This is a genomic window from Pseudomonas sp. UTLPPB19802, assembly GCF_059730225.1.
On record NZ_AP048545.1, the window covers coordinates 5387877 to 5414139 of the forward strand.

General features: G+C 62.2%; 14 protein-coding genes. 6 read left to right on the forward strand and 8 right to left on the reverse strand.

Features of this window, described 5'->3' with window-relative positions; translation table 11 throughout:
- Positions 1 to 108 precede the first annotated feature (108 nt).
- A complete protein-coding gene (locus AC6I6U_RS23340) occupies positions 109 to 1332 on the forward strand; it encodes a DUF1444 family protein (RefSeq protein ID WP_497878385.1) in 1224 nt (407 codons plus the stop codon).
- Between the two features lie 38 nt (positions 1333 to 1370).
- Here the strand turns inward: AC6I6U_RS23340 and AC6I6U_RS23345 are convergent, their stop codons facing one another.
- Together AC6I6U_RS23345 and AC6I6U_RS23350 are read right to left on the reverse strand one after the other, a co-directional pair.
- Positions 1371 to 2033: a response regulator gene (locus AC6I6U_RS23345; protein ID WP_497878386.1), complete on the reverse strand. Its 663-nt coding sequence runs from the start codon at positions 2031 to 2033 to the stop codon at positions 1371 to 1373.
- Complete coding sequence (locus AC6I6U_RS23350) at positions 2030 to 3421, reverse strand: ATP-binding protein (RefSeq protein ID WP_497878387.1); 1392 nt, start codon at positions 3419 to 3421, stop codon at positions 2030 to 2032. The genes AC6I6U_RS23345 and AC6I6U_RS23350 overlap by 4 nt, the downstream gene beginning before the upstream one ends.
- A 153-nt stretch (positions 3422 to 3574) precedes the next feature.
- Here AC6I6U_RS23350 and AC6I6U_RS23355 point away from each other — a divergent pair, with 153 nt between their 5' ends.
- Genes AC6I6U_RS23355 through AC6I6U_RS23365 form a run of 3 tightly spaced genes read left to right on the forward strand, consistent with a single transcriptional unit; the run spans position 3575 to position 9275 of the window.
- Positions 3575 to 4750, forward strand: a complete 1176-nt coding sequence (locus AC6I6U_RS23355) for an efflux RND transporter periplasmic adaptor subunit (RefSeq protein ID WP_497878388.1) — start codon at positions 3575 to 3577, stop codon at positions 4748 to 4750.
- A gap of 11 nt (positions 4751 to 4761) precedes the next feature.
- Positions 4762 to 7896, forward strand: coding sequence for an efflux RND transporter permease subunit (locus AC6I6U_RS23360; RefSeq protein ID WP_497878389.1), 3135 nt, complete (start codon positions 4762 to 4764; stop codon positions 7894 to 7896).
- Positions 7896 to 9275, forward strand: coding sequence for an efflux transporter outer membrane subunit (locus AC6I6U_RS23365; protein WP_497878390.1), 1380 nt, complete (start codon positions 7896 to 7898; stop codon positions 9273 to 9275). The genes AC6I6U_RS23360 and AC6I6U_RS23365 overlap by 1 nt, the downstream gene beginning before the upstream one ends.
- A gap of 111 nt (positions 9276 to 9386) precedes the next feature.
- Here the strand turns inward: AC6I6U_RS23365 and AC6I6U_RS23370 are convergent, their stop codons facing one another.
- Positions 9387 to 11639, reverse strand: coding sequence for an exo-alpha-sialidase (locus AC6I6U_RS23370; protein WP_497878391.1), 2253 nt, complete (start codon positions 11637 to 11639; stop codon positions 9387 to 9389).
- Positions 11640 to 12041: 402 nt separating this feature from the next.
- On the reverse strand, positions 12042 to 13091 hold the full coding sequence (locus tag AC6I6U_RS23375) for a nucleoside hydrolase (protein WP_497878392.1): 1050 nt from the start codon (positions 13089 to 13091) through the stop codon (positions 12042 to 12044).
- Positions 13092 to 13551: 460 nt separating this feature from the next.
- Between AC6I6U_RS23375 and AC6I6U_RS23380 the strand changes: the two genes are divergently transcribed.
- Complete coding sequence (locus AC6I6U_RS23380) at positions 13552 to 14907, forward strand: hypothetical protein (protein ID WP_497878393.1); 1356 nt, start codon at positions 13552 to 13554, stop codon at positions 14905 to 14907.
- A gap of 49 nt (positions 14908 to 14956) precedes the next feature.
- Here the strand turns inward: AC6I6U_RS23380 and AC6I6U_RS23385 are convergent, their stop codons facing one another.
- Both AC6I6U_RS23385 and AC6I6U_RS23390 read right to left on the reverse strand, forming a co-directional pair.
- Positions 14957 to 15619, reverse strand: a complete 663-nt coding sequence (locus AC6I6U_RS23385; protein WP_497878394.1) for a hypothetical protein — start codon at positions 15617 to 15619, stop codon at positions 14957 to 14959.
- A 26-nt stretch (positions 15620 to 15645) separates the two neighbouring features.
- A complete protein-coding gene (locus AC6I6U_RS23390; RefSeq protein ID WP_497878395.1) occupies positions 15646 to 16074 on the reverse strand; it encodes a hypothetical protein in 429 nt (142 codons plus the stop codon).
- Positions 16075 to 16254: 180 nt separating this feature from the next.
- On the opposite strand from AC6I6U_RS23390, the gene AC6I6U_RS23395 reads away from it, so the two are divergent.
- Entirely contained in the window at positions 16255 to 17199 is a 945-nt protein-coding gene (locus AC6I6U_RS23395; RefSeq protein ID WP_497878396.1) for a helix-turn-helix transcriptional regulator, read from the forward strand.
- Between the two features lie 112 nt (positions 17200 to 17311).
- On the opposite strand, the gene AC6I6U_RS23400 is transcribed toward AC6I6U_RS23395, so the two are convergent.
- Together AC6I6U_RS23400 and AC6I6U_RS23405 are read right to left on the reverse strand one after the other, a co-directional pair.
- Positions 17312 to 17809: an SMI1/KNR4 family protein gene (locus AC6I6U_RS23400; RefSeq protein WP_497878397.1), complete on the reverse strand. Its 498-nt coding sequence runs from the start codon at positions 17807 to 17809 to the stop codon at positions 17312 to 17314.
- On the reverse strand, positions 17806 to 26235 hold the full coding sequence (locus tag AC6I6U_RS23405) for a two-partner secretion domain-containing protein (protein WP_497878398.1): 8430 nt from the start codon (positions 26233 to 26235) through the stop codon (positions 17806 to 17808). Before AC6I6U_RS23405 ends, AC6I6U_RS23400 begins: the two co-directional genes overlap by 4 nt.
- Positions 26236 to 26263 lie beyond the last annotated feature (28 nt).

The window sequence follows — 26263 nt, forward strand, 5'->3', positions numbered from 1 at the left end:
GACACGCCGCTTCCGGACTCAGCCAAAGCAGAGTTTTGGCACAAGGGCTTTACCCCAACCGCTTCACCCAGCACCATGACCCATTTGCATTCAAGGAGGATCCCGCCCATGTTCGGCACGCTACTCGGCAAACTCTTCAATCGCCCACTGACCGAAGACGGGTTCGCCCAGAAGTTCATCCAGGCGGTCCGCCAGGCCGGCTATGGCGGCAACCTCGAGTATGTGCCCGACGAGTTTCGACTCCTGCACGGCGACGGCGGCTACTTCAACCTGCACAACGCGTTTCGCGACTATCAGAAGGCCGACAAGTCGCACAAGGCCGCCGTGCTCAATGGGTATGTCGCGACACTGCTCAGCACCAAGGATAAAACGCCGCAGACCTTCGAACAGGTTCGCCCCACTTTGCGGCCGGTCATTCGCAACCTTGGCATGCTGGATGAAGTGCGCCTGCACCATGTCCGCAGCGAAGGTTGGAGCGCACCCTACACGATAGTCCACCGCCCCGTGGGCAAGGACTGCGTGATGCTGCTGGCGGTCGACTCACCGGAATCCACCGCCACCCTGACCAGGGGCCCCGAGGACCATTGGGGCGTGAGCCTCGACGAAGCGCTGGCGATTGCCGTGGACAACCTGCGTGATACGACGGCGCAGGCCTTCGAGGAAATCATTCCGGGACTCTATGTCGGTCGCTGGAACGATGGTTACGACATCAGCCGCGCCCTGCTGCCGGACGTGTTGCAACGGGCACCGATCAAGGGCCGGCCGGTGTTCATGATCCCCACCAACGACGTGCTGATGGTAACCGGTGACAAGGACGAGCAAGGCATCACGCAGATGGTCGAGGTCGCCTTCAAGGCCATGGAAAACGGCCGTGCCGTGTCCAGCCAGATCTACACCTACCAGGACCAGCAGATCGTTCCCTTCCAGGCCGAGGACGAAGCGCTAAAAGCACGCCTGGCGACCCTGGAACACTTGCTTCTGCAAGGCACTTATCACACGCAGAAGGAACTGCTCGACAAGATTCATGAAGAACAGAGCGAGGACGTGTTCGTCGCGTCCTACATGCTCTACCAGCGCTCGGAGGACGACAGCCGGACCTTCTCGATGTGCAGTTGGACCCAGAGCGTCGATAGCCTGCTGCCCAAGACCGACCGGGTGGTGCTGGTGGAACCGCAGGCGGATGGCGGCGCCAGGACTCAGGTGTTCGAATGGGATGAGCTGATACCCAAGGTCGGCGCACTGCTGACGCCAGCCGATGTCTATCCGCCGCGGTATCGCACGGTTGGATTTCCTACCGGCGAGCAGTTACAGGGGCTGACACTGCTGGGCTGATGGGAAACGGGGACTCCTCTCCCGCAGAGAGTCCCCTCCTACTCACACTCCAGGCTATACCCCACTCCATACACCGACCGAACCGGATCGATCCCCGGCGTAATGGCCGTCAACTTGCGCCGCAGGTTCTTCACATGGCTGTCCACGGTGCGGTCGGCGACCACGCGGTTGTCCTGGTAGATGTGGTTCATCAACTGGTCGCGGGACAACACCTGACCTGGCCGCTCCGCCAGTGCGGCGAGCATGCGAAATTCCACCGGGGTCAGGTCCAGCGCCACGCCCTGGTAGCGGGCCTGGAAGGTCTGGGCATCGAGTTCCAGGCCAAAATTGGTCGCCTGCGTTCCGCTTCGGCGTAGCACGGCTTTCACTCGCGCCACCAGCTCGCGCGGGGAAAACGGCTTGCAGATGTAGTCGTCGGCGCCCAGTTCCAATCCGAGCAGGCGGTCGATCTCGTCGACCCGCGCGGTCATCATGATGATCGGCAGGCGACTGAAGCCGCGCAGCTCGCGGCAGATGTCCAGGCCGTCGCGGCCAGGGAGCATAAGGTCGAGCAGCATCAGGTCGTAGGGTTTCTGCCGGACCGCCGGGACCACCGCCAGGCCATCGGCCAGGTGCTCGACCTCGAAGCTGGCGGCGCGCAGGTAGTCGCCCACCAGCGCGGCGAGTTTGGGTTCGTCTTCCACCAACAGAATCCGGCTCATGCTTCATCCCCCGCCACAGGTAGTTCCAGGCTCAACAGCAGGCCGCCCAGGCTCGATGCCTTCGCACTGAGTTTGCCACCGTGCACGTCGGCAATGCCACGGCAGATCGCCAGGCCAAGGCCTGTGCCGCCGCTGGCACGGTTGCGCGAGCGTTCGGCGCGGTAGAAGCGTTCGAACAGCCGCTCCAGCGAGGCCGCATCGACGCCCGGCGCGCTGTCCTCGCATTGCACCAGCACCCGGTCGCCGTCTTGCAGGGCTCGCAGTACGGTCTGGCCGCCCGCGTCAGTGTAGCGACGACTGTTTTCCAACAGGTTGTGCAGCAACTGGCCCAGGCGCGACTCGTCGCCCATTACCCACAGTGGCTGCTCCGGCAGTTCCAGGCGCAGCGCCAGGCCACGTTCGGCAAAGCCGGCCCGAAAGGCCTCGGCCACCACCGGCAACAGCACCCGCAGGTCGATACGCTCGCGGCGGTAGGTTGGTCCACCGACCTCGGCCAGGGACAGGTCGAAAAGATCGTCCACCAGTTTGGTCAGTGCCCCGACCTCGCCCTGCAGCGAGCTGAGCGCCGTGGCATCCAACGGGCGGATGCCGTCTTCGAGGGCCTCCAGCTCGGCGCGCATCACCGCCAGCGGCGTGCGCAGCTCGTGGGAGATGTCGGCCATGAAATCACGGCGCATGCGCTCGTTGCTGGCCAGGGTCGCGGCCATGCGGTTGAAGTCACCGGCCAGTTGTCCGGCCTCGTCCTGCGAGCGCACCGGTACCTGGATCGCGTAGTCGCCAGCGGCCAGTTGGTGGGTGGCGCGGGCCACTTCGCGGATCGGTCGCAGCAGCGCACGGCTCAACCACCAGGCGATCACCGCGGTCGCCAGTAGGCAGGCCAGGCCGATCAGCAGGCTGGAACGCAACTGGTTGAGCTGGAAGCGCCTGTCGCCGACGCTGGTCACTGACTGCAACGGCGCCAGGGCCATCCAGCCGACGACACGCCCCTGGTCATGAATAGGCCGCAGCAACATCTCCCCGGCGGCCTGGTAGCCGATGATCGGTTGGCGCTGTTCGTCGAGCAGGGCGAAGCGGACGAAGGCACCGGTGAGGTCCGAGACGGTCAGTTGGCTGGGATCGAAGGACTTGGCCGGTCTTGCGTCATCAGGGCGCAGCAGCTCGAACCACTGGTCCTTGTCCTGGCGAATGAAATCCCAGTCACCGTGAGCGGCATAGGCCTGCTCCACCCGCGGCACGATGCGGTCCATGCGCTCTTCGGCCTGCTGGTTGAGGTAGCCGAGAAAACCGTACTTGAGGCTCAGGTAGGCGGCGAACACCATGCCCAGCACGGCGAAGGCGCAGACCGCGAGCATGGCCAGGAAGAACTTGCTGGAGAGGCTGACTTTCATGGTACCGCCGGGACAATCGAAACTGTCGCCATTGAAACGCGGCAGCCCTGGCACGGCAAGGCGCGTCGGCAAATCTCCCAGATTTCTCCACATTGGCTGCACATTTGCCGAGCAGGCTGAGGACTGAAAATTACCTGGTCCGGAGTCCCTCGGATGTCCTTCTTCTTCGCTATTCGTTCCCCGCTGGCCCGCGCCCTGATGCTCAGCGCCGGGCTGATCGTCCTCGACGGCTGCCGCGACAGCACGCCAACCGCTCCCGCCACGCCCGTGCAGGACGTGACGGTGTATCACGTCACCAGCGCCCCCCAGGCCCTGAGTACCACCCTGCCCGGCCGCGCTACTGCGCACCTGGTCGCCGAGATTCGCCCGCAGGTCGGCGGCATCCTGCTCAAGCGCCTGTTCGTCGAAGGCGAAACGGTCAAGGCCGGCCAGGCCCTGTACCAGATCGATCCGCAGACCTACGAAGCCACCGTCGCCCAGGCCGAGGCCACTGTCAGTTCGGCCCAGGCCACCCTCAAGGCGGCGGAACTGAAGGCCAAGCGTGACGCGGACCTGGTGAAAATCGACGCCATCAGCGCCGAGGACAACGAAAGCGCCCAATCCTCGCTGCTGCAGGCCCGTGCCAGCTTGCAGTCGGCCCAGGCCGCGCTGCGCACCGCGCGCATCAACCTCGGCTACACCCGCATCAATGCGCCGATCGATGGCCGCACCGCCACCTCGTCGGTCACGCCCGGCGCGCTGGTGACCGCCGAACAGACCACTGCCCTGACCACCGTACAGCAGTTGGACCCGATCTACGTCGACTTCACCCAGCCCAGCAGCACCCTGCTGCGTCTCAAGCGTGAACTGGCCGAGGGCAAGCTCGCTCCCGCCGAGCAGAAGGATGCCACCCGCATCAGCCTGCAACTGGAAGACGGCAGCACCTACGCCCACGCGGGCACCCTGACCTTCAACGGCGTGAGCGTGGACGAGAGCACCGGCAGCGTGACCCTGCGCGCTCTGGTGCCGAACCCGGACGGCCTGCTGCTGCCGGGCATGTACATCAAGGCGACGTTGCAGGAAGGCGTGAAAACGGACGCCATCCTGGTGCCGCAACAAGGCGTCAGCCGCGACGAGCGCGGCGGCGCCACGGCGCTGGTGGTGGTCGATGGCAAGGTCGAGCAGCGCGAGCTGACCCTGGCCCGCGCCGTGGGCAATCGCTGGTGGGTGAGCAAGGGCCTGTCCGCGGGCGACCAGTTGATCGTCCAGGGCCTGCAGAAGGTCCGCGTCGGCCAGCAGGTGCACGTCACCGACGCCAACCTGACCGCCCGCAACGGCAGCACTGACTGAGGCAGACACCCATGGCACGCTTTTTCATCGACCGGCCGATCTTCGCCTGGGTCATCGCCATCCTGGTGATGCTTGGCGGGGTGTTGGCGATCTACCAGCTACCGCTGTCGCAATACCCCAACATCGCCCCGCCTCAGATCAGCCTCAACGCCACCTACACCGGCGCCTCGGCCAAGACCATGGAGGACTCGGTGACCCAGGTCATCGAGCAGCAGATGACCGGCCTGGACGGCCTGACCTACATGTCCTCCAGCAGCAGCTCGTCCGGCAGCGCCAACATCACCCTGACCTTCGCCGCCGGCACCGACATCAACACCGCACAGATGCTGGTACAGACCAAGCTGGAACAGGCCAAGGCGCGCCTGCCGGAAACCGTGCAGCAGCAAGGCATCGAGATCCGCAACTCGGCCAGCGACTTCCTGATCATCCTCTCGCTGATCTCGGACAACCCCGATGTCACCGCCTCGGACATCAGCGACTTCATCTCCAGTACCCTGTACGACCAGATCAGTCGGGTCAGCGGCGTCGGCCAGGTAACCACCCTGGGCTCCAGCTACGCCATGCGCATCTGGCTCGATCCGGACAAGCTCAAGCAATACTCGCTGATGCCATCGGACGTGAGCAGCGCCCTGACCGCGCAGAACGTCGACACCTCCGCCGGCCAGCTCGGCGCCCTGCCCGCCCGCGCCGGCCAGCAACTGAACGCGACGATCAGTGCACGCAGCAAGCTGCAGACCGCCGCGCAGTTCCGCGACCTGGTGCTCAAGTACGCCAGCAACGGCGCGGTGGTCACGTTGGCCGACGTCGCCCGCGTGGAACTGGGCAGCGAAAGCTATGACGTGATTGCCGAACACAATGGCCGACCCACCGGCGGCATGGCGGTCAGCCTGGCCACCGGCGCCAACGCCCTGGACGTGTCCAAGGCGGTGCAGGCCAAGCTCGCCGAGCTGGAGAAGTTCTTCCCCAGCAAGCTGCAACTGCACAGCGAAGTCGCCTACAACACCGCGCCGTTCGTGAAGATCTCCATCGAGGAAGTGGTCAAGACTCTGTTCGAGGCCATCGCCCTCGTCGTGCTGATCATGTACCTGTTCCTGCAGAACCTGCGCGCTACGCTGATCCCGGCGATCGCCGTGCCGGTGGTGCTGCTGGGCACCTTCGGCGTGTTGCAACTGATGGGCTATTCGATCAACACCCTGACCATGTTCGGCATGGTCTTGGCCATCGGCCTGCTGGTGGACGACGCCATCGTGGTGGTGGAAAACGTCGAGCGGATCATCGCCGAGAAAGGCCTGTCCCCGCGCGAAGCCACCCGCCAGTCCATGGGCGAAATCAGCAGCGCGCTGATCGGCATCGCCGTGGTGCTGTCGGCGGTGTTCGTGCCAATGGCCTTCTTCGGTGGCTCCACCGGGGTGATCTACCGGCAGTTCTCGGTGACCATGGTCGCGGCCATGGCGCTATCGGTGCTGGTGGCCATGACCCTGACCCCGGCGCTGTGCGCCACGCTGCTCAAGCCCCACAGCCATGCCGGCGAAGAACGCCGCGGCTTCTTCGGCTGGTTCAACCGTACCTTCGACCGAGGGTCGCGCCAATACCAGCACGGTGTTGGCGCCGTGCTGGCACGGCCACTGCGGGCGTTGCTGGTGTACGCGCTGGTGCTCGGCGGCGTGGTGCTGATGTTCCAGAAGCTGCCGACCGCGTTCCTCCCCGAGGAAGACCAGGGCATGCTGATGATGCAGGTAACCCTGCCGGTGGGCGGCACCGATGAACAACTGCAGGCGGTCACCCGCCAGGTGCAGGACTACATGCTCAGGCAACCGGAAGTCGCCTCGATCCTCACCGTGCGCGGCCTGGGCAACGGCGGCAACGCGCAGAACGCCGGGCGCGGCTTCGTCAAACTCAAGGACTGGAGCGAGCGCCAGGGCGAAGAACACAGCGCCTCGGCCATCGCCCAGCGGGCCAACATGGCCTTGTCGAAAATCCTCGAAGGCAATGTCTTCGTCATCGCCCCGCCAGCGGTCCAGGGGCTGGGCCAAAGCTCAGGTTTCGACATCCAGTTGCAGGACCTCGCCGGCCTCGGCCATGCCGAACTGCTCAAGGCCCGCGACCAATTCCTCCAGCTCGCCGCCCAGGACCCACGCCTGGCCGTGGTCCGTGCCCAGGGCCTGGAGGACACCCCGCAGCTCAACGTCGACATCGACGACCGCAAGGCCGGTGCCATGGGTGTGTCGGCCAGCGACATCAACAACACCCTCAGCGTGGCCATGGGCGGCAGCTACGTGAACGACTTCCTCGATGCCGGCCGCCTGAAAAAGGTCTACATGCAGGGCGCCGCCGACAAGCGCATGCAAGCCGAGGACATCGGCGACTGGTACGTGCGCAACTCGAGCAGCACGATGGTGCCGCTGTCGGCCTTCACCAGCACCCGCTGGAGCAGCGCCTCGCCACTGCTGGAACGCTACAACGGTTTCGGTTCCTACGAACTGGTCGGCTCGCCTGCCCCCGGTGTCAGCTCCGGCGATGCCATGGTCGCCGTGGAAGAGATCATGACCAAACTGCCCGAAGGCATCGGCTACGCCTGGACCGGCCAGTCCTACCAGGAGCGCCTGGCCGGCAACCAGGCGCCGCTGCTCTACGCCATTTCGATCCTATTCGTGTTCCTCTGCCTGGCCGCGCTATATGAGAGCTGGTCGGTGCCGTTCGCGGTGATGCTGGTGGTGCCGCTGGGCATTCTCGGTGCGTTGCTGCTGACCGGCTTGCGCGGGCTGTCCAACGACGTCTATTTCCAGGTCGGCCTGCTGACCACCGTGGGCCTGGCGGCGAAGAATGCGATCCTGATCGTCGAGTTCGCCAAGGAAGGCTACGAACGTGGCCAGGACCTGCTGAGCGCAACCCTGGAAGCCGTGCGCATCCGCCTGCGGCCGGTGCTGATGACCTCGCTGGCGTTCATCCTCGGCGTGTTGCCGCTGGCCCTGAGCACCGGTGCCGGTTCGGCCGGGCGCGAGGCGATCGGGACCGGCGTGCTGGGCGGCATGCTCGCCGCGACGCTGCTCGGGCTGTTCTTCATTCCGTTGTTCTACGTGCTGGTGCAACGCCTGGCCGCGCGCCGTAGCGCCGCCGCCCCGGCCACCGCCGAAGGAGAAATCTGATGCGTTTCGCCCCTCTTCCCCTGCTGCTGGCGATGGTGCTGGGTGGCTGCGTGAACCTCGCCCCGGACTACCAGCGCCCCACGGCGCCGGTGGCCGAGCAATGGTCGACCGCCACCCCGGCTGGCCAGGCCAACGCCGACATCGCCTGGCGTGAGCTGTTCGTCGACAGCCGCCTGCGCAACACCGTGGCCCGCGCCCTGGCCAACAACCGCGACCTGCGGGTCGCGGCGCTGAACGTCGAGTACCAGCAGGCGCAGTACCGCATCCAGAGCGCGGCACTGCTGCCGGCGGTCTCCGCCACGGCCAGCGGCACGCGCCAGCGCGCGCTGTCCGACAGCAGCACCGCGACCAGCAGCCAGTACAGCGTCGGCCTGGGCATCAGCAGCTACGAGCTGGACCTGTTCGGCCGGCTGGGCAACCTCAAGGACGCCGCGCTGGAGGACTACCTGTCCCTGGAGCAGACCCGCCGCAGCACGCAGATCAGCCTGGTGGCGGAAGTCGCCAGCGCCTGGATGACCCTGGCCGCCGACCAGCAATTGCTGACCCTGACGCGCAACACCTACACCAGCCAGCAGAAGACCTACGCGCTGGTGCAACAGAGCCACGGCCTGGGCGGCGAATCCGGGCTGAGCCTGGCCCAGTCGCTGAGCACCGTGGAGTCGGCGCGAGCCAACGTGGCGAACTACGAAAGCCAGGTCGAACAGGACCGCAACGCCCTGGAACTGCTGGTGGGCGAACGCCTGGACGACACACTGTTGCCGGGCGATGCACAACTCGATGCGGCGCTGCTGGTCAACGTCCCGGCCGGCCTGCCGTCGACCCTGCTGCAACGTCGCCCCGACGTGCTGGCGGCCGAACACACCCTCAAGTCCTCCAGTGCCGACATCGGCGCCGCCCGTGCGGCGTTCTTCCCCAGCGTGACCCTGACCGCCAGCGGCGGCAGCGCCAGCAGCGAGCTGTCCGGGCTGTTCAAGTCCGGCAGCCGCGCCTGGAGTTTCGCCCCGTCGATCAACCTGCCGATCTTCAACGCCGGCAGCAACCGTGCCAGCCTCGACGCGGCGAAGATCACCCGTGACATCGACGTGGCCCAGTACGAGAAGACCCTGCAGACCGCCTTCAGCGAAGTGGCCGACGCCCTGTCCGTGCGCAGCCATATCAACGAGCGGCTGGACGCCCAGCGCAGCCTCACCCAGGCCACCGACAAGAGCTACACCCTGTCGCTGGCGCTGTACAGGCAGGGTTCGACGAGCTTCCTGGATGTGCTCGACGCCCAGCGTTCGCTGTACACCGCGCAGCAGACGCTGATCAGCCTGGAGCTGTCGGAGCAGGTCAACCGGGTGACGTTGTACAAGACGCTGGGGGGTGGTTGGGAAGGTTGAGCAGAACCGCTCGGGAAGGCTGGGTCGTAGCGCAACCATGAGGCGGTCGACCACCCTCCCATCACAACGACGGGAGGGTGACCGGTTTTCATTCCATACAGCGTCACGCGGCTACGGGGTAGCGCCTCTGTCCTTGACGCCCAGCGAATACTTCAGGGCCCGTTGCTGCTGGACGCGAACATCCGGCAGACCGACGGTTTCCGGATTCGAGAAGCCGGTGGGCGTGCCTTGGGGAAGGTTGTGAATGTTGATCGCATCGAACAGGAAGCTGAAACCCTGCTTCAGCGCAGACTGGGCAACGCCATGACAGCCCATGCAACCGCCCATGGTCAGGGTCTGGCTGCTGTGGTCATAGTCCGGCACCTTGATGTTGGCCACGTTGCGCATGTTGGTCAGGGTGTTGTTCTGCGGAACCGGGAAAACGTTGGTTCCACGAAACAGCTGGATCCCCGGCTGGCTGCTCTCGACCATGATGTTGGCCAGGTAATAGTCCGGGTCGGTCTCGTTGCTCGACGGGATAGCCTGCACGCCCTTGAGCCGGTAGTGCTTCCAGACCGAATTGCCGAACTGGCCGCTGGCGTCCATCAGTTTCCTGACCTGTTCGTTCACTGCGGCGACTTCGGCATGGGTGGTCTGCGGCTGCACCACCGTGATCGGGCCGGCCTGCCCCTTGGGAATGCCGTTGCTGCCGGAGTAGATCGGCGGCGTGTGCTTCGCATCGGCCAGGTAGCCCTTGGGCAAGGTCACCTTGTGAATGCTCTTGCCATCGGAAAAGGTCGCCACCGGCGGCGGCGTGTCATCCGGCGGCGAGGCGTAGGCGATCCTGTCGTAGTTGGCGATGTAGTAGAGCCCGGTCGGCGAATTGTCGGGCAGGTTCAACGCATCCTCATGCTCGAACGTGGCGAAGATGAGGGTCGGGTAGTTGGGTGTCTTGTGGATGATGTGCAAGGCGACCAGGGCGTACTCTTCGTTGTAGGCCACCGGCTTGCTGTCATCCCCGTGGTAGGTCACCACGGTTGCCGTGTGGTAGCGCGAACGCTGCGCCTGGGGAATGTCCGCCAGCTTGCGCCAGGCCGCCTTCACCTCCACGGCCCCATCGGGCAGGACGATATGGTCCGGGTAGCTCTTCAGGCCCTTTGCATACTCGTAGACCACCGGGTTGGCCTTGGCCTCGAACAAGATCTGGCTGTCGTTCGAAGGCGCATAGTCGTTCCCTTTCTTCGCCGCATTCGGCGGGTTGACCGGGAAAAAGATCGAATTTTGGCCGATCTGGCTCGCCTCATCGAGGTTGTTGTAGTGGGCATAGCTGGCCCCGGGCGCCAATGGCACGCCATTGGGGAACTGGGTGTAGCTGTATTGCGGGCTGGAGCCGAACGGACGGGTCGGACCGCCAACCGCGCTCTTGCCTGCCGCCGGAAACAGCTCGGTACGATGGGCGAAGGTCTGCCACAGTAGAGGATTGGCCGTCTGGGAGGCCTTGCCCGAATCGGCGAAGCTGCCGTTCGGGTTGCCCACCCCGCGATTGGCCGGCAACGGCGTGTTGGCGGTGTTGTTCAGGGCGATGAAACTGCGCCAGGCAAAGGTGGCGTAGTCGGTATGGCTGATGCCGGTCGCCAGGTCCGACGGCAGTGTCGGGCCGTTGCGAGTCAGGTCGTTGGCGGTGATGGCGTAGGAGACACCCAGCCCCGAGGGAAAAGCCGACTTGCCGGAGAAGCTCTTGGAGAAATACGGACTCCAGTTCAACCCATCGTTTGAATAGAACGTGCTGGCACTGCTGCTGATGAATACCCGGCCGTCAATCATCGCAGCGCTGTTCAGAAAGCCCTTGAGCCCGCCCTTGCCCGTAATGCCGTTGAGATCACGCCGGGGCCCCCACTGCCCCGAGCGATCATAGGTGCGCGCAAAGGTAGCGCCATTCTGAAAGGCGTAGTAGGCCCACAACTGCCCGTTGTAGACCACGGGAACCATCGTCAGGATCGAATCGGCGGTCTCCTGGAACGCCTGGCTTTCGCGACTCCAGGCGATCCCGTCGCTGGAGCTGACCGAGTAGACGACCTTGCCCGAGTTCTCGCTGTACAGCACGAACAACTTGCCGTTGTACACCACAGGCTTGTTGGTGACGGCCGTGTGGAGCGTATCGATCGGCTTGACTGCGGACCAGGCTACCCCATCCTCCGAGCTGATGGTCTTGAGCCGAAACTGGGCGTCGGTGAACGTCAGCACCAGCTTCTGGCTGAAGGCACTGACGGAGACGTTGCCCAACACATTGTTCACGCTGATGGTTTGTGCCGTGGACCAGGTGCGCCCATCTTGCGAACTGGCAAAGTAGACATGCTGCTGGTCATTGTTGTTTGACCAGAACATATACACCTTGCCCTTGAATGAGTTGACCGACGGCACAAAGTAGGCCGGCAGCGTAAATTTTACCGTGCTCGAAAAGGAAGGCGTGCCCGTGGCGGCATCGGGTTTATCAAAAACATCGACGGCGATGCCGACACCCTGTTGCGGTGTGGCCACAATGACACTTTCGGCATTAACCGAAAGGACTGTCAACAAACCAAACAGGCCTATCATTGACCGGCCAAGTATTGCCCTGACGTTCATCGCTTCACTCCTTTGAAGGGAACACGACTTCGGGCCGTCATGACGGCCTGAAGTCGCGGTGTTTACGTTGTTCACAAACAGGGAATGCAACGCCGGGCCAAGCTCAAGGAGCGCTGGGGTGCCTTGCGTTGCCGCTTTCGGGATCGCACACGCCGTAAGGCGTCATCGCGTGTTTTCGAGCGCAGCGTCGGCCGAGTTGCCCGCGATGGTGGTCAGGTACAGCGACAGGACAAACCCTGGTGCGGCGCTCAGGCCGACGTCGATCGGTGCGCCGCGATCGTCCGGGATCAGTTGTCCGCTGGTGTCCTGTTCCTCGTTCAGTTCCTGTTCCACCCGCAGCTTGTAGCGGCCGAACTGAATCAGGTCAGGGTTGGTGATGGCGACGGCCGCCAGCGGGTCCCAGAAGTACAGGTAGGTGCCAATGCCGGGGGCAATGGTCGAGCTTTCCAGCACGTGCTTGAGGAACTGCGCCACCGGGTTGCCGATGCGGCCAAGCTGGAACACGAACTCCTGGGTGATCGGAATCGAGTTGGACGCATTGAGCGCCACCAGTTGCACCGGAATGCCACTGTCGAAGACCAACTGCGCGCCCAATGGGTCCAGGAAGATATTCCACTCGGCCACATCGTTGGTGTAGTACGGCGTTGCGCCCAACGCATCCTTGATGTTGCCGCCGGCCCCGGGCTTGACGTATTGCGGCAACAGGTTGCCGCCCATCACGACGATGCGCTCGACCTTGCTGTGCAGCAGTTTCTGCAGGGCGGCGTCGGTCCTGGCCTGCTGGAACAGATGCCCCCAGGTCGTCCCGCCGCCAATCATCAGTACGGTGAACCTGTGATCGGCGTTTTCCAGGGTTTCCCGAATGAACTCCACGGCACCGGTGCGCGTGGGGTTCGGGTTCTTGCGCGGGAATGCGGAATCGTAGTGCTGATCCGCCGCCTGGCGCGTGTCGAAGGCGAAGGTGTTGCTGTAGATCAGCGGACGCTGGAAGCCCGCCACGACGGGGATCTGCTCTATCGCAGCGTCATTGAACACGGTGAGGAAGTTGCTGAGGTTTTCAACGCCGTGGCTCAGGTGAGCGGCGCCTACACCCGTCACGGTAATGCCTTCAACCTTTACGGCATGGTGCTTGAGCAAATACGAAATGGCCATGTAATCGTCAAAATCGACATCGGTATCAACGAGTACATGAGTAAGGGATTGCGCAGACATATCCTTAGCCCTCCTGGCTAATAAAGCGTTCATATCCAATTCAAAGACAAAACGACCCTGCTGCCCAAACGCTGCGTCCTGAACTGTAGGTGAGCCTCCGATACCTGTCTAGCGGCCTATAGCCATCTATTTTTCATGCAAGACATGGCACTTTTCTGGAAGTCGCCTACACCTGTAGCAAGGAAGAACGGCACGCGATCGACAAGGAGTCGATAGGCAATTCCCCCTCGCATCTCTGCGCACAATCCGTCTCCCCTCTTTCCCGCATTTCCGGCCTGTCGCCGGGGATGGAACTCGTGTGTCCGGCACTGCCGAGGAGGTGAACCACCCCATACCCTGCTGACCCGTGAAGCCGTCTCGATGGCCAAACCGAGACTCAAACCAAGAAAAAAGGAAGCCCGGTATTGAACGAGCAGACGCTCGAAGGATGCCCGGCACATCCCTGTCAAGGAGATAATCGATGAACCAGCACCAGACAACACTCACAGCATTGGCGGTGGCGGCCGCCTTGTTCAGCGTCGCGGCCCAGGCCGGCACCTACCCCGACTACGGCTATGCACCACCCGACGGCTACACCGGCCCCAAGTTCGTCCTCAGCCAGAACTACCCGACCCAAGCGCCCACCGGCTCGCCGCCGGCATTCTTCAAGAAACTGCCGGCCAAGCCGGACAACAACTTCGAGACCTGGCGCACCTACATGAACGAGGTGAAGAACTATTGCCTGGAGGGCAACACCGAGGTCAACTGGGACGTGCAGAAGAACAAGGTGCGCCAGTGGTACCACATGCCGTGGCAACACTATGGACCGCTGGGACGTGAAGGCACCCATGGCCTGACCAAGGAAGCCCAGATCCAGGTCAAGCAACTGGCATCGACGCAGACGGCGACCGGCCAGACCTACGCCGTGGGGATCTACAACGACATCGGCGCCTACACCATCGGCCAGGTCTGGAAAGACCCGCAGAACCCCGACCCGAGCTACACCTCGCAGCCCAACAGCTTCCCCAACGGGACCGTGGTGTGCAAGGCGCTGTTCGCCGACATCGACCGCAGCACCGTGCCATTCCTCGCCAACCCGGTGCTGTGGAAGGCCTACATCACCGATACCTTCAAGTCGACCAACCGTGTACTCCGGGACGTCGCCCTGATCCAGATGGACATCGCCGTACGCGACACGCGCATGAAGGACACCGGCTGGATCTTCGGCACCTTCCAGTACAACGGCGCCAAGACCGGCAAGGCCGGCTGGGACAACCTGGTACCGGTGGGGATCATGTGGGGCAACGATCCGCAGCAGACGGGCGATGATTTCACCAACAAGCAACCGACCGTCACCAAGATCAACACGGCGCTGAAACAGACCGCCATCAACGCCAACACCCAGGAGTTGCCACCGACCCACCTGGGCTGGAACGGGCGCCTCAATGGCCCGGTGGACAACCCTGTCAGTTCCTGCCAGAGCTGCCACATGACAGCCGAGTCACCGCAAGTGGCGCTCATGAACCCCACGTTCCAGAGTCCAGACAAGGTGCCACCGGTGGGTTCGCCTGAATGGATGAAGTGGTTCCAGAACATCCAGGCCGGTCATCCGTTCACGCCGGGCACCCAGAGCACGGACTTCAGCCTGCAGATGTCGGGTGGGCTGGCGAACTTCTACGAGTGGAAATGTGCGATGGGCGGGATCTACGAGAACGGCGGCAATGCCTGCACGAAAGTCGCCAGTCCGAAGCTGAAAATGCTGAAGTCCGGCGGTGCGCCGCAGTTGCCCGTGCAGCGCGTCATCCGCGACCCAAGCCTGGAACAACTGCTTGAGTAATGGATGACGACCTCCGGGCACCAGTTGCCCGGAGGTTGATCTGACTCAGTTAGCCGTTGGGCTGCAGTGCATCCAGTTCCTGCTGGGCATGAGCTGCCATCCAATAGGCCCGAAGCAGCTCGGCGACCTCATCGCAGTCCAGTTTCCTGCCGGCGCTCATCAACCCGGCGGAGTGAATGCGAATATGCGGCTGGGGTTGCTTGAGCGCCATCCCCTGGTTGCCGAACAACTGTCGGCAGGAACGGTGCGTGGGCAGCTCGCTGCCTGGACGCAGGGTCAACTTCTGCAGCATCACCAGGCCCTCATCCTTGACGTAGATATCGACGACATCCACCAGGTTGACCGGTGCACTCAAGGTGTCGACGAACAACTGGCGACGGGTCAGGCGCATGAACACTTGTTGTCCGGCGTGACGATGCTGCCAGGTGATCAACGCGAAGGTCAGCACCATGGCCACGGCGAACACGATCATGCCGGTCTTGCCCAGATGAATACTCGCACCGAGGATGCCCAACGCAATCACCGTGAACAGCGGGCCCAGCCACTTGTAGCGGGTGGTGTTGGTGAATGCCGACTGCTCGGGTACGCGCTCGATCACCTGCTTGAGTTCGGCGATCGTCCGTTCGCGCCGGGCGGCGCTGAAACGGTCGTACTCGGCATCCGGGGCCTTGGACAAGCTGGCCAGCAGGTCCGGTTGTTGAGGGGTGGTCATCAGGTCTTCCTGTCTCGGCTCGTCGCTTACTGCTTCTTGAGGTAATCAGTCAGAAACGCCTGAGCATCGCCGCGGCTGGACAGGTTCTCGTCGTAGCCGACGGTCAGGGCCTTGGCCTCGCCCGGCAGGTACAGCTCACCCCAGCCTTCCTGGAGAATCAGCACGACGAACTTATTGCCATCGACAGTGGTGGAATAGCGGGTGTCCTTGGCGGTTTTTTCCACGTTCATTTTCTGGATGCGCAGGTTCCAGTCATGGTCGACGTCTTCCACTTGCACCAGCGCCTGGTTGTCGCTGCGCTCGCCAATACGCAGGGTCCAGACCTTGACGCCCTGCTGGCCGGAATAGGCCAGTACCTTGTCCGCAACCTGCGGACGATCCTCGGCCTGGGCAAAGCCCGCCAGCAGCGCCAGTGTGGTGACGAACAGAAGCGCCCATTTGCGAAAATCGAGCATCGTTCAGGTTCCTTGAATAGCGAAGGGGGTGACTATTGAAGTCTGCATACGACGCCGTGCCAACCGCAGTGGCCGCCGCGCACAACAACCACGCCATCGATCACAATCACTGACGCGCTGCCCGTGATCGCGTTAACATTTGCCGTCGAGTAGCCAAGTCTTCATGGAAACGCTGTACCGATGGAACATTGGAACGCCTATCTGGACACCCAATTCTGCTTTGACCGCCCTGCCCCGCTGGATCACACCGGCGTGCTCGACCCGGCGATCGGCCAGGTGCTGGGCAGCGCCAGCGGTCACTACCGCGCGCGAACCGTGCGCCCGCACCTGCAGTATTTCGACTGCGACCTGCAGTTTCCCGAACCGCTGCACATTCACAAGGTATTGCCCGGCAGCCTGTGCATCGTGCAAGTACTGGACGGACAGTGGCAGCACCGGGTCGACGGCCAACTCAACCGGTACACCATCGGTGCGCCCCATGCGTTGGGGCTGAGCGAGAGCATGGAAGCGGTGGATCAACTGCCGGCCGACAGCCATGTGCGCATGGCCGGGTTGCGTATCGCCGGTGACTACCTGCGTGAATTGGCCGAAGAGGACTCAACGCTGCAGCCGCTACTTGGGTTGTTCGACAAGGGCATGCAGTTCTCCGAGTTCAACCGTTGCCGGGCGTTGGGGAGTCTGCTGGAGCGGCTTTACCATTCGCCGTTTGAAGGGACGTTGGAGCGTCTGTATCAGGAAAGCTTGAGCCTGGCGGTGCTGGTGGAACTGGCGGCGCATCTCAAGGGGAAGGCTGACAAGCCAACGCCGACGGCGCGCGGGCATAGAGACCTGGCGCACGAGGCGCGGCGGCAGTTGGATGCCAACCTGATCGATCCGCCTGGCAGCCTGGCCCTGGCCCAGCGCCTGGGGGTGGGCGAAACGACCTTGCGCCGGGCGTTCGGGCAGGTGTTCGGGCAGTCGATGCTGGAGTATGTGCGGCAGCAGCGGATGGAATTGGCGCGGACGTTGTTGCGCCAGCGGAAATGGCAGGTGGCGCAGATTGCGTATCGGTTGGGGTACGCCAATCCGGCGAATTTCAATCATGCGTACAAGGCGTATTTTGGGTATGCGCCGGGGGCGGAGTGATGAGGCCAGCTAGATAGTTTTCAGATTTACTTTCAAACTCTGCCCCCCTAAAAAAACGGAGCAATTCTATTCCCCCGCATATCATTCAAAAAATAAATCCGCACCCTTTCAGCTAAATAAGTAAAATATCACCCTGCGCAGCAGCAGAAATCTCCATATCTCTTTCAGAGAAAAGCTTGCCAACAAACGCTAGCAGATCCCACTCGGTCCGCTTTACAACAAGCGAATTGGAATCAAAATGATATACAGCGTTAATATCTTCAGACGCTGTCTGAACAAAATAATACTGAGTTTCCGAAATCCATGCAAAAACGAAAGGTTTCTTCAAATAATCAAAAAAACCTTCATCCTGCATCTGGCTAAAAAAATCAACCTGAAACAACAAATGCTGCCTAACTCTCCATGACGGCCTGTAAAGCTGAATCACCGAATCCCCGATAGCTCCGCCATCGCTCTTACCTAGCTCCATTAAAAAATCCTTGAGCTGTCCGTCAATCTTGACTCTATAAAGTCGCTCGATTTTATCAAAATCCGATACATCATAACCTATGAATTTAGAAAAAAACTCTGAAAAACCCTCTACCGCAACATTGCTAGAAAAAGAACTCACGGATTGACTCCAGACGTACCCTGAAAAAACTTAACATTGAAGCCAGGATTGCTTTCAGCAAACCCCCTGCTACTAATAGAACAACCTGCACACATTCCCGGTCTACTAACAGAGGTATTTTCGACACCTATAGATATATTGGCGTTCCCCCCTGCGTAGGTTTCCTGTAAATAGCTCATAATTTTCTGCTCAGCATGATTAAAGTTCGTAATACCGCTTGACCCATTTTCAGCCGAAGGTACGGCTTCGCTATCCAATCTAATAACCTTATACTCCACACCGGAAATAGAAACCATATCCGGGGCGTTCCCCTTCCAACCTTTACCGCTCACAGATAGCAAATATTGTGTTTGACCATCGACCTCTACAGATCCGACCGCCACCGACAAATTATCGACATCTGCACTTTTAACATAAGGAGCAAGGCTATCACGGATGGTGGAAGGGTTGATTGCTGGATCAACAATATCACTAAGCGAATGAATAGACAGGTTTTGTGGTGTAGCTACTATTGGATCACCACCTGCTGCTATCGCTGGTTCGTTAGTCCCTCCTATGGGCTGACCATTAAATGTCGTCGTTCCTGACGCATAATCGCCCTCTAGCTTCCCACTATAAGGACCTTCGGAGGTCTCCCATACAGGTGCGTCAGGCGCTTTCTCAACCGAAGGTACCGCTGGCGACCCCACGGCTGTAACTGAGGTGTCGTCACCCTCAGCAATAACACCATTTTTCTGCGTGACGGTTTCACCAAAACGCACACCTGCCCCTACAGGCGCAACCTCACTGCTGCTAGCACCAGCCGCCCCCTCAGCGCTTAGACCTGCTTCAGTTGCCGCCTCCCCCTCCGTGCTCGCCCCTGCTTCAAGAGCAGCCGCACCGCCCCCACTCAGGACGATAGGAGTAATTTCTTTATGGAAATTTGTCAGCCAAATGTTGCGAGCAATTGTCTCGTCGTGAAAATTACTATCTTGAAAGTCCTGAACAATATCCCGCTCTTCAGAGCTCAGGTCCTTTGCAGATGCATACTTATCAAGAGACTTCGTAGCAGCTTCTATGTCTGCCAACTGGTCAAGGCAACCCGATTCCCCAGCACATCCATTTAGGGCAGAGTTGGTAGTCTTATCGCTGAGTGAGCGGTACTGCGACGCAACGTCTGTTCGACAAGCTGAAGGGTCTGCAGCAGCTCGGCACCCTTTGAGCTCACTCACCAGGTTATCTACCTGATGGTGGTTCAGGTAGTTGTAGGCCGTCGCGTTCTTCGCGATCTCCGAGCCCTTCTGTACATCACCACCTGTAGCGCCTGCTGCAGCGATACCTACCAACTGTGAAGCTGCAAGCAACAGACTCTGGTCCTGGTTCACAGCCTTGGATAACGACGTTACCAGCGCTTCGTTGGCTCCTGCCGCAGCAGCCCCAGTAGCGAAACTGCCGCCACCGATCTCGCTTAGCAATCCACCGACCAAGGCATGCAGGGCAACTTTCTGCGCGCTAGAGTCTTTCCAGCCCTGCTTATCCGAGAAATCCCCTACCGCGTTGAAAGCCACTGCTTGCAGTACACCTTGCAACTGTGAACTGAGGGTGGTTTCCAAATTGTCTCGCAAGCTTCCGCCCTGGAGCCCTGTCGCCACTCCGGCCTGAATGACGCCTTGAGCCCCCGTGTAAGCTGCGAACTTACCGATGTCGGTGATAGAACTTAGATCAAAGCCTTTTGTGATTTTATTGACATTGTCACCGGTCACTCCGAACGCCGGGTCGAGCACTCCGGCCGTAAAACCTGCTGTCAAAGCACCGGTCGCATAGTTCTTCAAGCTGCTGCTAGAGGTGACGTCTCCCAGGACCGCCCCGATGTTCCCGCCATTGTTAATAAAGCTGACGGCAGCGTTACTGGCCATGGAACTCAGTACGGACGTAAGGGCCACGTTGGCCCACCCCGCCGAAGCCGTTCCGACAGCCGTCCCAGCAGCCACCATGGCTTCGCTGCCACCAGCCGCCAACGCCGCACCACTCCCTGCCTCGGCGCCGGTACCGGCCATCGCACCGATTGCCCCGCTCGCCGCGCCTGCCGTCAGCACCGTGACAATGATGATGATCGCCAGCATCGCCCCCGCGCCGAGGCTGGAGTTGCTGTATTTATAGGAGTCGTGAAGCTCCTTGATCTGCCGCCAGTCGACGTCGCCGCGCTTCTCGGCGTCCTTGAGCCAGGCCAGTTGCGGGTCGGCCTGGACCATCGCGTCGATGGCCTGGCTGACGGTCTGTTCGTTGACCTGCTTCACATCGATGTGCAGGCCATCGACCGCCTTGATCACCACCTGGCCCTTGGCAGCCATTTCGGTCTGCTTGAGGGTTTCGTCGGTGCTGCCCTTACCCTTCATGGTGTTCCAGGCCAGGTTGGTGTTGCTCTTGGCGTGGTCTTCCTTGTGCAGGTCCTTCACGCCTTCGAAGGTGATGGCGCCGCCGCTTTGCAGGGTCAGGTCATTGCCACTGTCGAGCTTGGCCGCCTGGTAGTGCTGGTCGCCCGTGCTGATCAGGCCGATATCACCACCGACCTTGATCTGGCTGCCCACGTTGGTGACCTGGGTGACTTCGTCGTGCTGGGTCTTCTTGCTGCCCCAGGCTCCGCGCTTCTTCATGTCGTACAGCGAGTAATCGCTGTCCTGGGCAGCCAGCAAGTCCAGCTTGCCGCCCGACACCAGGTAGGCCTCATGGCCGGCATTGACCTGGCTCGACACCAGGGTCATGTCGGTGCCGGAACTGAGCCTCACGTCACCGCCAGCGGTGACTCTGGTGCCGACCTGGCTGACGTGGTCATGCTGGGAGGTAACCTTCTTGGTCTTGCTGTAGTCGTGTGCCTCGTTCGCGGCCGAGGCCAGGATCAGGTCACCGGCTGCAGCCATCGACAAGTCGCCCTTGGCGTCGATCTGGCTGGCGACGGCGGTCAGGTCGCGGCCGGCATTGACCGTGAGGTTGCCACCGGAAGAAATGCTGGAGCTGTCCTGGGTAATGCTCTGGTCGCGGTTGCGATCGCCACGGGTGTTGCTGTTGATCTCTTCGGCCGAGGTAATGTTGACGTCGCGGCCGGCCTTGAGCGTGGTGTCGGTGCCACTCTTGAGGGTGCTGCCGACGTTGTCGATGTCGCGGCCTGCCGTGACGGCCAGGCTCTGCGTCGCTTCGATCGCCGCCGCGTTGTCGGCGAAGGTGCGCTGCTCGGTCTTGGCGTCCGTGCCGCTCTGGTGGGTGGTCAGGGTGCGCTCGTTGATCACGTCACCCTGCACCGCCGTCACACCAACATCGCGACCGGCGATGATCCCGCCCGCCTTGTTGGTCAGGTCGTTGCCGGCCAGGGCATCCAGGCGATTGCCCGCCTCGAGCAGGCCACTGTTGACCAGGTCATTACCGGCAGCGGCCGTCAGGTTGCTGCTGGCGCGCAGGGTCCCGGCATTGGTCAGGTCCTTGCCGGCGATCAGGTTCACATCACTGCCCTGGACCAGGGCGCCGTCAGCCGCCAGCCGGTTGTTGGCATTGGCCAAGTAGAGCACCGGGACCAACACCTGTTCACCGTTGACCGTCTCGTTTTCCATCCAGACGATGTCGTGGGTCAGGGCCGCGACCTGCTCGGAAGTCAGGCTGACACCCAACTGCAGGTTCAGCGCCTGCTTGCTCTCGACGGCGTTGTTCATCAGGTACTTGAACATACCGTCATCGGAGGTCTGGCCATCGATGAAACGCTGCCCGGTACGGGCCACTACCGCCTGGTCAATCAGCTTTTCCTCGTAGAGCCCATCGCCCAGGCGCTTGGCGCTGGTGTCCGGGTCATAGCCCAGGCTGGACAGCAGGTAGTCCGAGCTCATGAACTGCTTGAGGTCGGTAAGGGCCGGGTTGGTCTCGATCAGGTACTTCTGTGGGTTGCTCCTGGCCGAGGTGTCAGGCAAACCGGCCACATGCACAAGGCTCGCTGCCTGTAGGCTGTTATCCGCCTGCCCACTGAGGCGAAACAGGCCGTTGCTGCCCGTAGGGAGGCTGAAGCCCGGCAGGCTGACCGGATTGACCTGCTGCTGCGCCAGGTCCGGCGGCAGTTGCTGGTTGACCGTGACGAAGGTGGAGAACGGGCTGGACGCGGCCTGGGTATCGGTACGCGGCCCACTGCCGACGTAGGTGTAGCCCGGGCGCACGACGCTGCTATCGAAGTTGCCTTGCGCCGTGACATTGACCGCGCCACCGGCCTGGATCACCGCAGCATAGCTCTGGTCGCCGGTATCGATCTTGCGCGTGCTGCGGAACTGGCCCAGCTCGGTCTCGGTGATACCGATGAAGGCGCTCATGGCCGCCTGCAGACCGCCCAGGTTGTTCGGGTTGTAGTCGGCGGCGCCCAGCGAGTAGTGATCGTTGAACGAAGCGGCGCTGTCGTACCACATGCCGGCATTCTTGGTGCGCTCGGACATGAACGTGCGCGAAGTCTCGGTTTCGCCAGTCTCCAGGCCGCTGTTGGTCAGGTTCGCGAGCGTGGCGGTCAGCGCGCCACCGGCAGCAATGGTGCTGCTCTGGTTGAGCAGGTCGCCGCCCAGCAGGGTCAGGTTGCTTCCCGCCGTGATGCTGGAGGCCGCGCTGGCCTCGGTGACCTCGAACCGGTCACGCTGGACGATCTGCCAGACGTGGTTCTGCTTGCCGCTGCAATCGCCGGCGTTGTAGCCCTCGATGCATTGCACTTCGGAAATCGACGCGGTGTAGATGCCCTGGTCGCTGGTGTTGAGCACCGCCCGGACGTTCCTGATCGTGCTGGCCGCCAGGCTCATGGTCCCATCGCTTTGCAGCGAGCCGGAGCTGTTGAGGATGCTGCTGGCCACGGTGCCCTGCCCGTCCCGATCCACGACCAGGTTGCCCAGGCTGTAGACGCTGGCGTAGCTGTTGGTCAGCGAATCGACCCGCAGCCCCATGTCGCCACCGCTGAAGATCAGGCCGTGGTCATTGAGTAATGCGCCGGTGGTGGCGGTGAGTTTCTGGGCGCTGCCCAGGGTGCCGTAGTTGTTGAGGCTGACGGCGGTGACCGTCATGTCGGCGGCGGAGGTCAGGCGCCCGCTGTTGTTCAGGATGCCGTCGATGTTGATCGTGGTGTTGCCACCACCGGCCACGCTCGCGGCAGAATCCAGGTCGAGTTGCGCCGCATGCAGTCCCAGTGTGCCCAGGCTGCTCAGGCGGCCCTTGCCGGCATAGCCACCGCCCAGAACCAGGCTGGCCGTCCCGTCACTGCCGATCAGGCCGTCGTTGATCCAGGTGGCCCCGGTGCCGGTCAGGCTGGTGGAGGCCAGGAGTTGGCCGCCAGCGGCCTGGGTCAGGTGGTTGACGTTGACGGTCAGGTGGTCGGCCTGGATCGAGGTGCTGTTGGTCCAACTGTCGGCGTTGAGCGTCAGGTCACCATAGGTCACCAGTTGGCCACCCACGTTACTGAGGTTGGCCATGCTGATGGCGAACAACCCGGTGCCAGCGTGCAACAGGCTGCCGCCCTGGTTCTGGAAGCTGCCGGCATCGAGTCCGAAGTCGGTGTTGGCCGTTTCCAAGCGTCCGTTGCTGTTGTCGAGCAGGCCACCGATGTTGAACACGGTCTTGCTGCTCTTGCCCAGCGCCCGTAGTTGGCCATTCTGGTTGTTCAGGCTCGCCGCGTTGACCGTCAACGTGCTCTGGCTTTCGACAATGCCACCGGTGTTGTTCAGGGCACCCTGTAGATCGAGATTGATCTGGTTGCCACTGATCTGGCCATCGTTACTGCCGCTGTTGTCGAAATCGGTAGCGCTGACCTGCACGAGGTTAGTGGCGTAGAGGCCGCCATTGCGGTTGTCGATATTGCCGCTGCGGGCGTCGAGCACCGCGTCGCCGGCCTGGGCGGCGATACGGCCACCGTTGTTGTCGATGCCACCAAAGGCATTGAGGGCCAGGCGTTGGGCCTGGATGGTGCCGCCCTGGCCGTTGTTGCTCAGGTCGTAGCCGTTCTTCAGCACGCCGACGATGTGGCTTTCAAACGCGCCCTTGACGCTGGAGAGCAGGCCGCCGCGGCTGTCGAGGTTGGCTGCGGTGACGGTCAGGCCGCCTTCCTGGGCGATGACCTTGCCGCTCTGGTTATCGATATCGCCCGTTACATCCAGGGTGACTGCGCCCTTGCCTTGCAGCGAGCCCTTGCCGTTACTCAGGCTGGCGGCATTGAGTTGCAGGTCGGCGTTGCGGCTGGCGATCAGGCCGTCGGCGCTGTTGTCGACGTTGCCGCTGGCGGTAATCAACAGCGTGTCAGTGGCACCGAGGGTGCCCTGCTGGCTGTTGTCCAGGCTGCCGGTGAGCAGGGTCAGCACCTCCTGGCTATTGATACCACCGTTCTGGTTGTTGATCTGCGCACTGCGCTGGATCAGCAGCGGACCGGCACTGGAAAGCTTGCCGTAATGGTTGGTCAGGGTGCCGAGCAGATCGAGGGTGACACCGGCATTGCCGGTGAAGGTGCCGTGGCTATTGTCCAGGTCAGTGCCGGTGAAACTCAGGGCGTCATTGGCGCTGATCATGCCGGCGTTGTTCAGGGCCATTGCCTGCAAGGTCAGGTTGGCCGAGCTGGTGATGGAGCCGCCCAGGGTGTTGTCGAGCAGGCCGGTGACGGTCAGCTTCTGGGCAGCACCGCTGGAGAGAACGCCCTGGTCGCTGTTATCGAGGCTGTCGGCCGTGACGGTCAAAGCCTTCTGGCTGACCACGGCACCGGCCTGGCTGTTGAGCAGCGCACCGCTGAGGGTGACGCCGACATCACCGTTGCGACTGGAGACGGTACCGTTGTTGCGATTGTCCAGGCCGGTACCCGTGACGGTCAGGCCCTGCCAGCCGGAGAGGACGCCGTTCTGGTTGTTGATCGCTCCAGCGGCGGTGAGGCTCAGGGTGTTTTCGGCCATCACCAGGCCGGTGAGGTTGTCCATCGTACCGAGGACCAGCGTGCTGCTGGCCTTGCTGGAAACTTCACCGCCGTTGTTGTTCAGGTGACCAAGGGTGGCAGTCAGTTGGCCGACGCTGTTGATCAGGCCGCCCTGCCCGTTCAGCACGGTGTCGGCAGTCAGATTCAGGCTGTCGGCGCTGAGGACCCGGCCCTGGCTCTGGTTGTCGAGGGTGCCGGCGGTGACCGTGACCTGGCGTTTGCCGCTCAGGGTACCGCCCTGGTTGCCCAGGGTCTGGGTAGTGGTGACGGCCAGGTCGCGGCTGGTGATGACGCTCTGGCCGGAGTTGGTGAAGTTCTGCGCCGTGATTTCCACGTCGCCTTCAGTATTGCGGCTGTTATCGGCGTTGACCCCGGACTCGATGATGCCGTTGTTGGTCAGTTGGCCGCCGCTATTGAGAGTGATGCGGTCCTTGGCCACCAGGTTGTTCTGGTTGGTCAGGTCGCCTTGGGTGTTCACGTCCAGGGTGGTGCCGGCATAGACCGGCCCCTTGGCTTCCAGGCTCTGCGCCTTGACGCTGACCGCTCCGGTCGCCGCAGTGTCGACCATGCTCAGGTGGCCGTTGGCATCGAGCTGGATGTCGCCACCGCTGGCGACCATCTTGCCGTCGAGCTTGACCCCAACCCCCGCTTCGGTACCGACCAGCTTGATAGCGCCGGCGTACATGCCACCCAGCGCCGAGGAGTCGATCGCCAGTTGCGGCGCGTTGTTTGGATTGGCGGGGCGAGCCGTTGCCTGCAATGTCCTGGCATCCACATCGTTGGCGCCAGTGATGATTGCCAGCTTGTTCGCGTTGATTTGTGCGTTGAGGGTCGCGGCACGGGTGATGATTTCGAACTGGTCGATGTTGTTGGCGTTCAGGCCCGCACCATCAATGGACACGCTACCCTGGTCGACCTGGTAACCCGAAACCTGGCCATTGGTGATCACCGGCTTGCCGGTGGTGAGCGTCGCCTGCGGCGTATTGATGAAGCCACAGCCGTTGCAACTGATGCCGTAGGGGTTGGCCACAATCACATGGGCCGCCTGCCCCGCCACTTCGGTGTAGCCGCGCAATTGGCTGGGGCTGCCGCCATTGACTTCGTTGAGGATGGTGGTGGCGGCTCGCCCGTTGAGGTTGCTGTTGCCGAGGATGATCCCGCCCAGCTGCGTCGACTGGGTACGGTCGGTGGCGTTGTTGAGGATCAGCCCGTTGCTGCCGACGTTGTAGTCCTGGAACTGGTTGTGCGACAGGCCACTGGCATTGGGGGCGGCGATATTGACGATGGGTACGCCGTTGCCTGCCTGCCCCAGCGTCGTGCCCGGTGCACTGACCACGATCCCGCCCGCCTGCGCCCACAACGGCTGCCAGAACATGACGTTGGCCAGCAGGAACGCCAGCCCGCGCTTGGGCAACCCGAGAAAGTTGTCGCGACGTTTCAAGGCGGCGGAAGGTTGGCGCGCGAGGAAGGCGAACTGGCGAACGTCCATGTCAGGCATCTCGGATCAGTTGAAACGA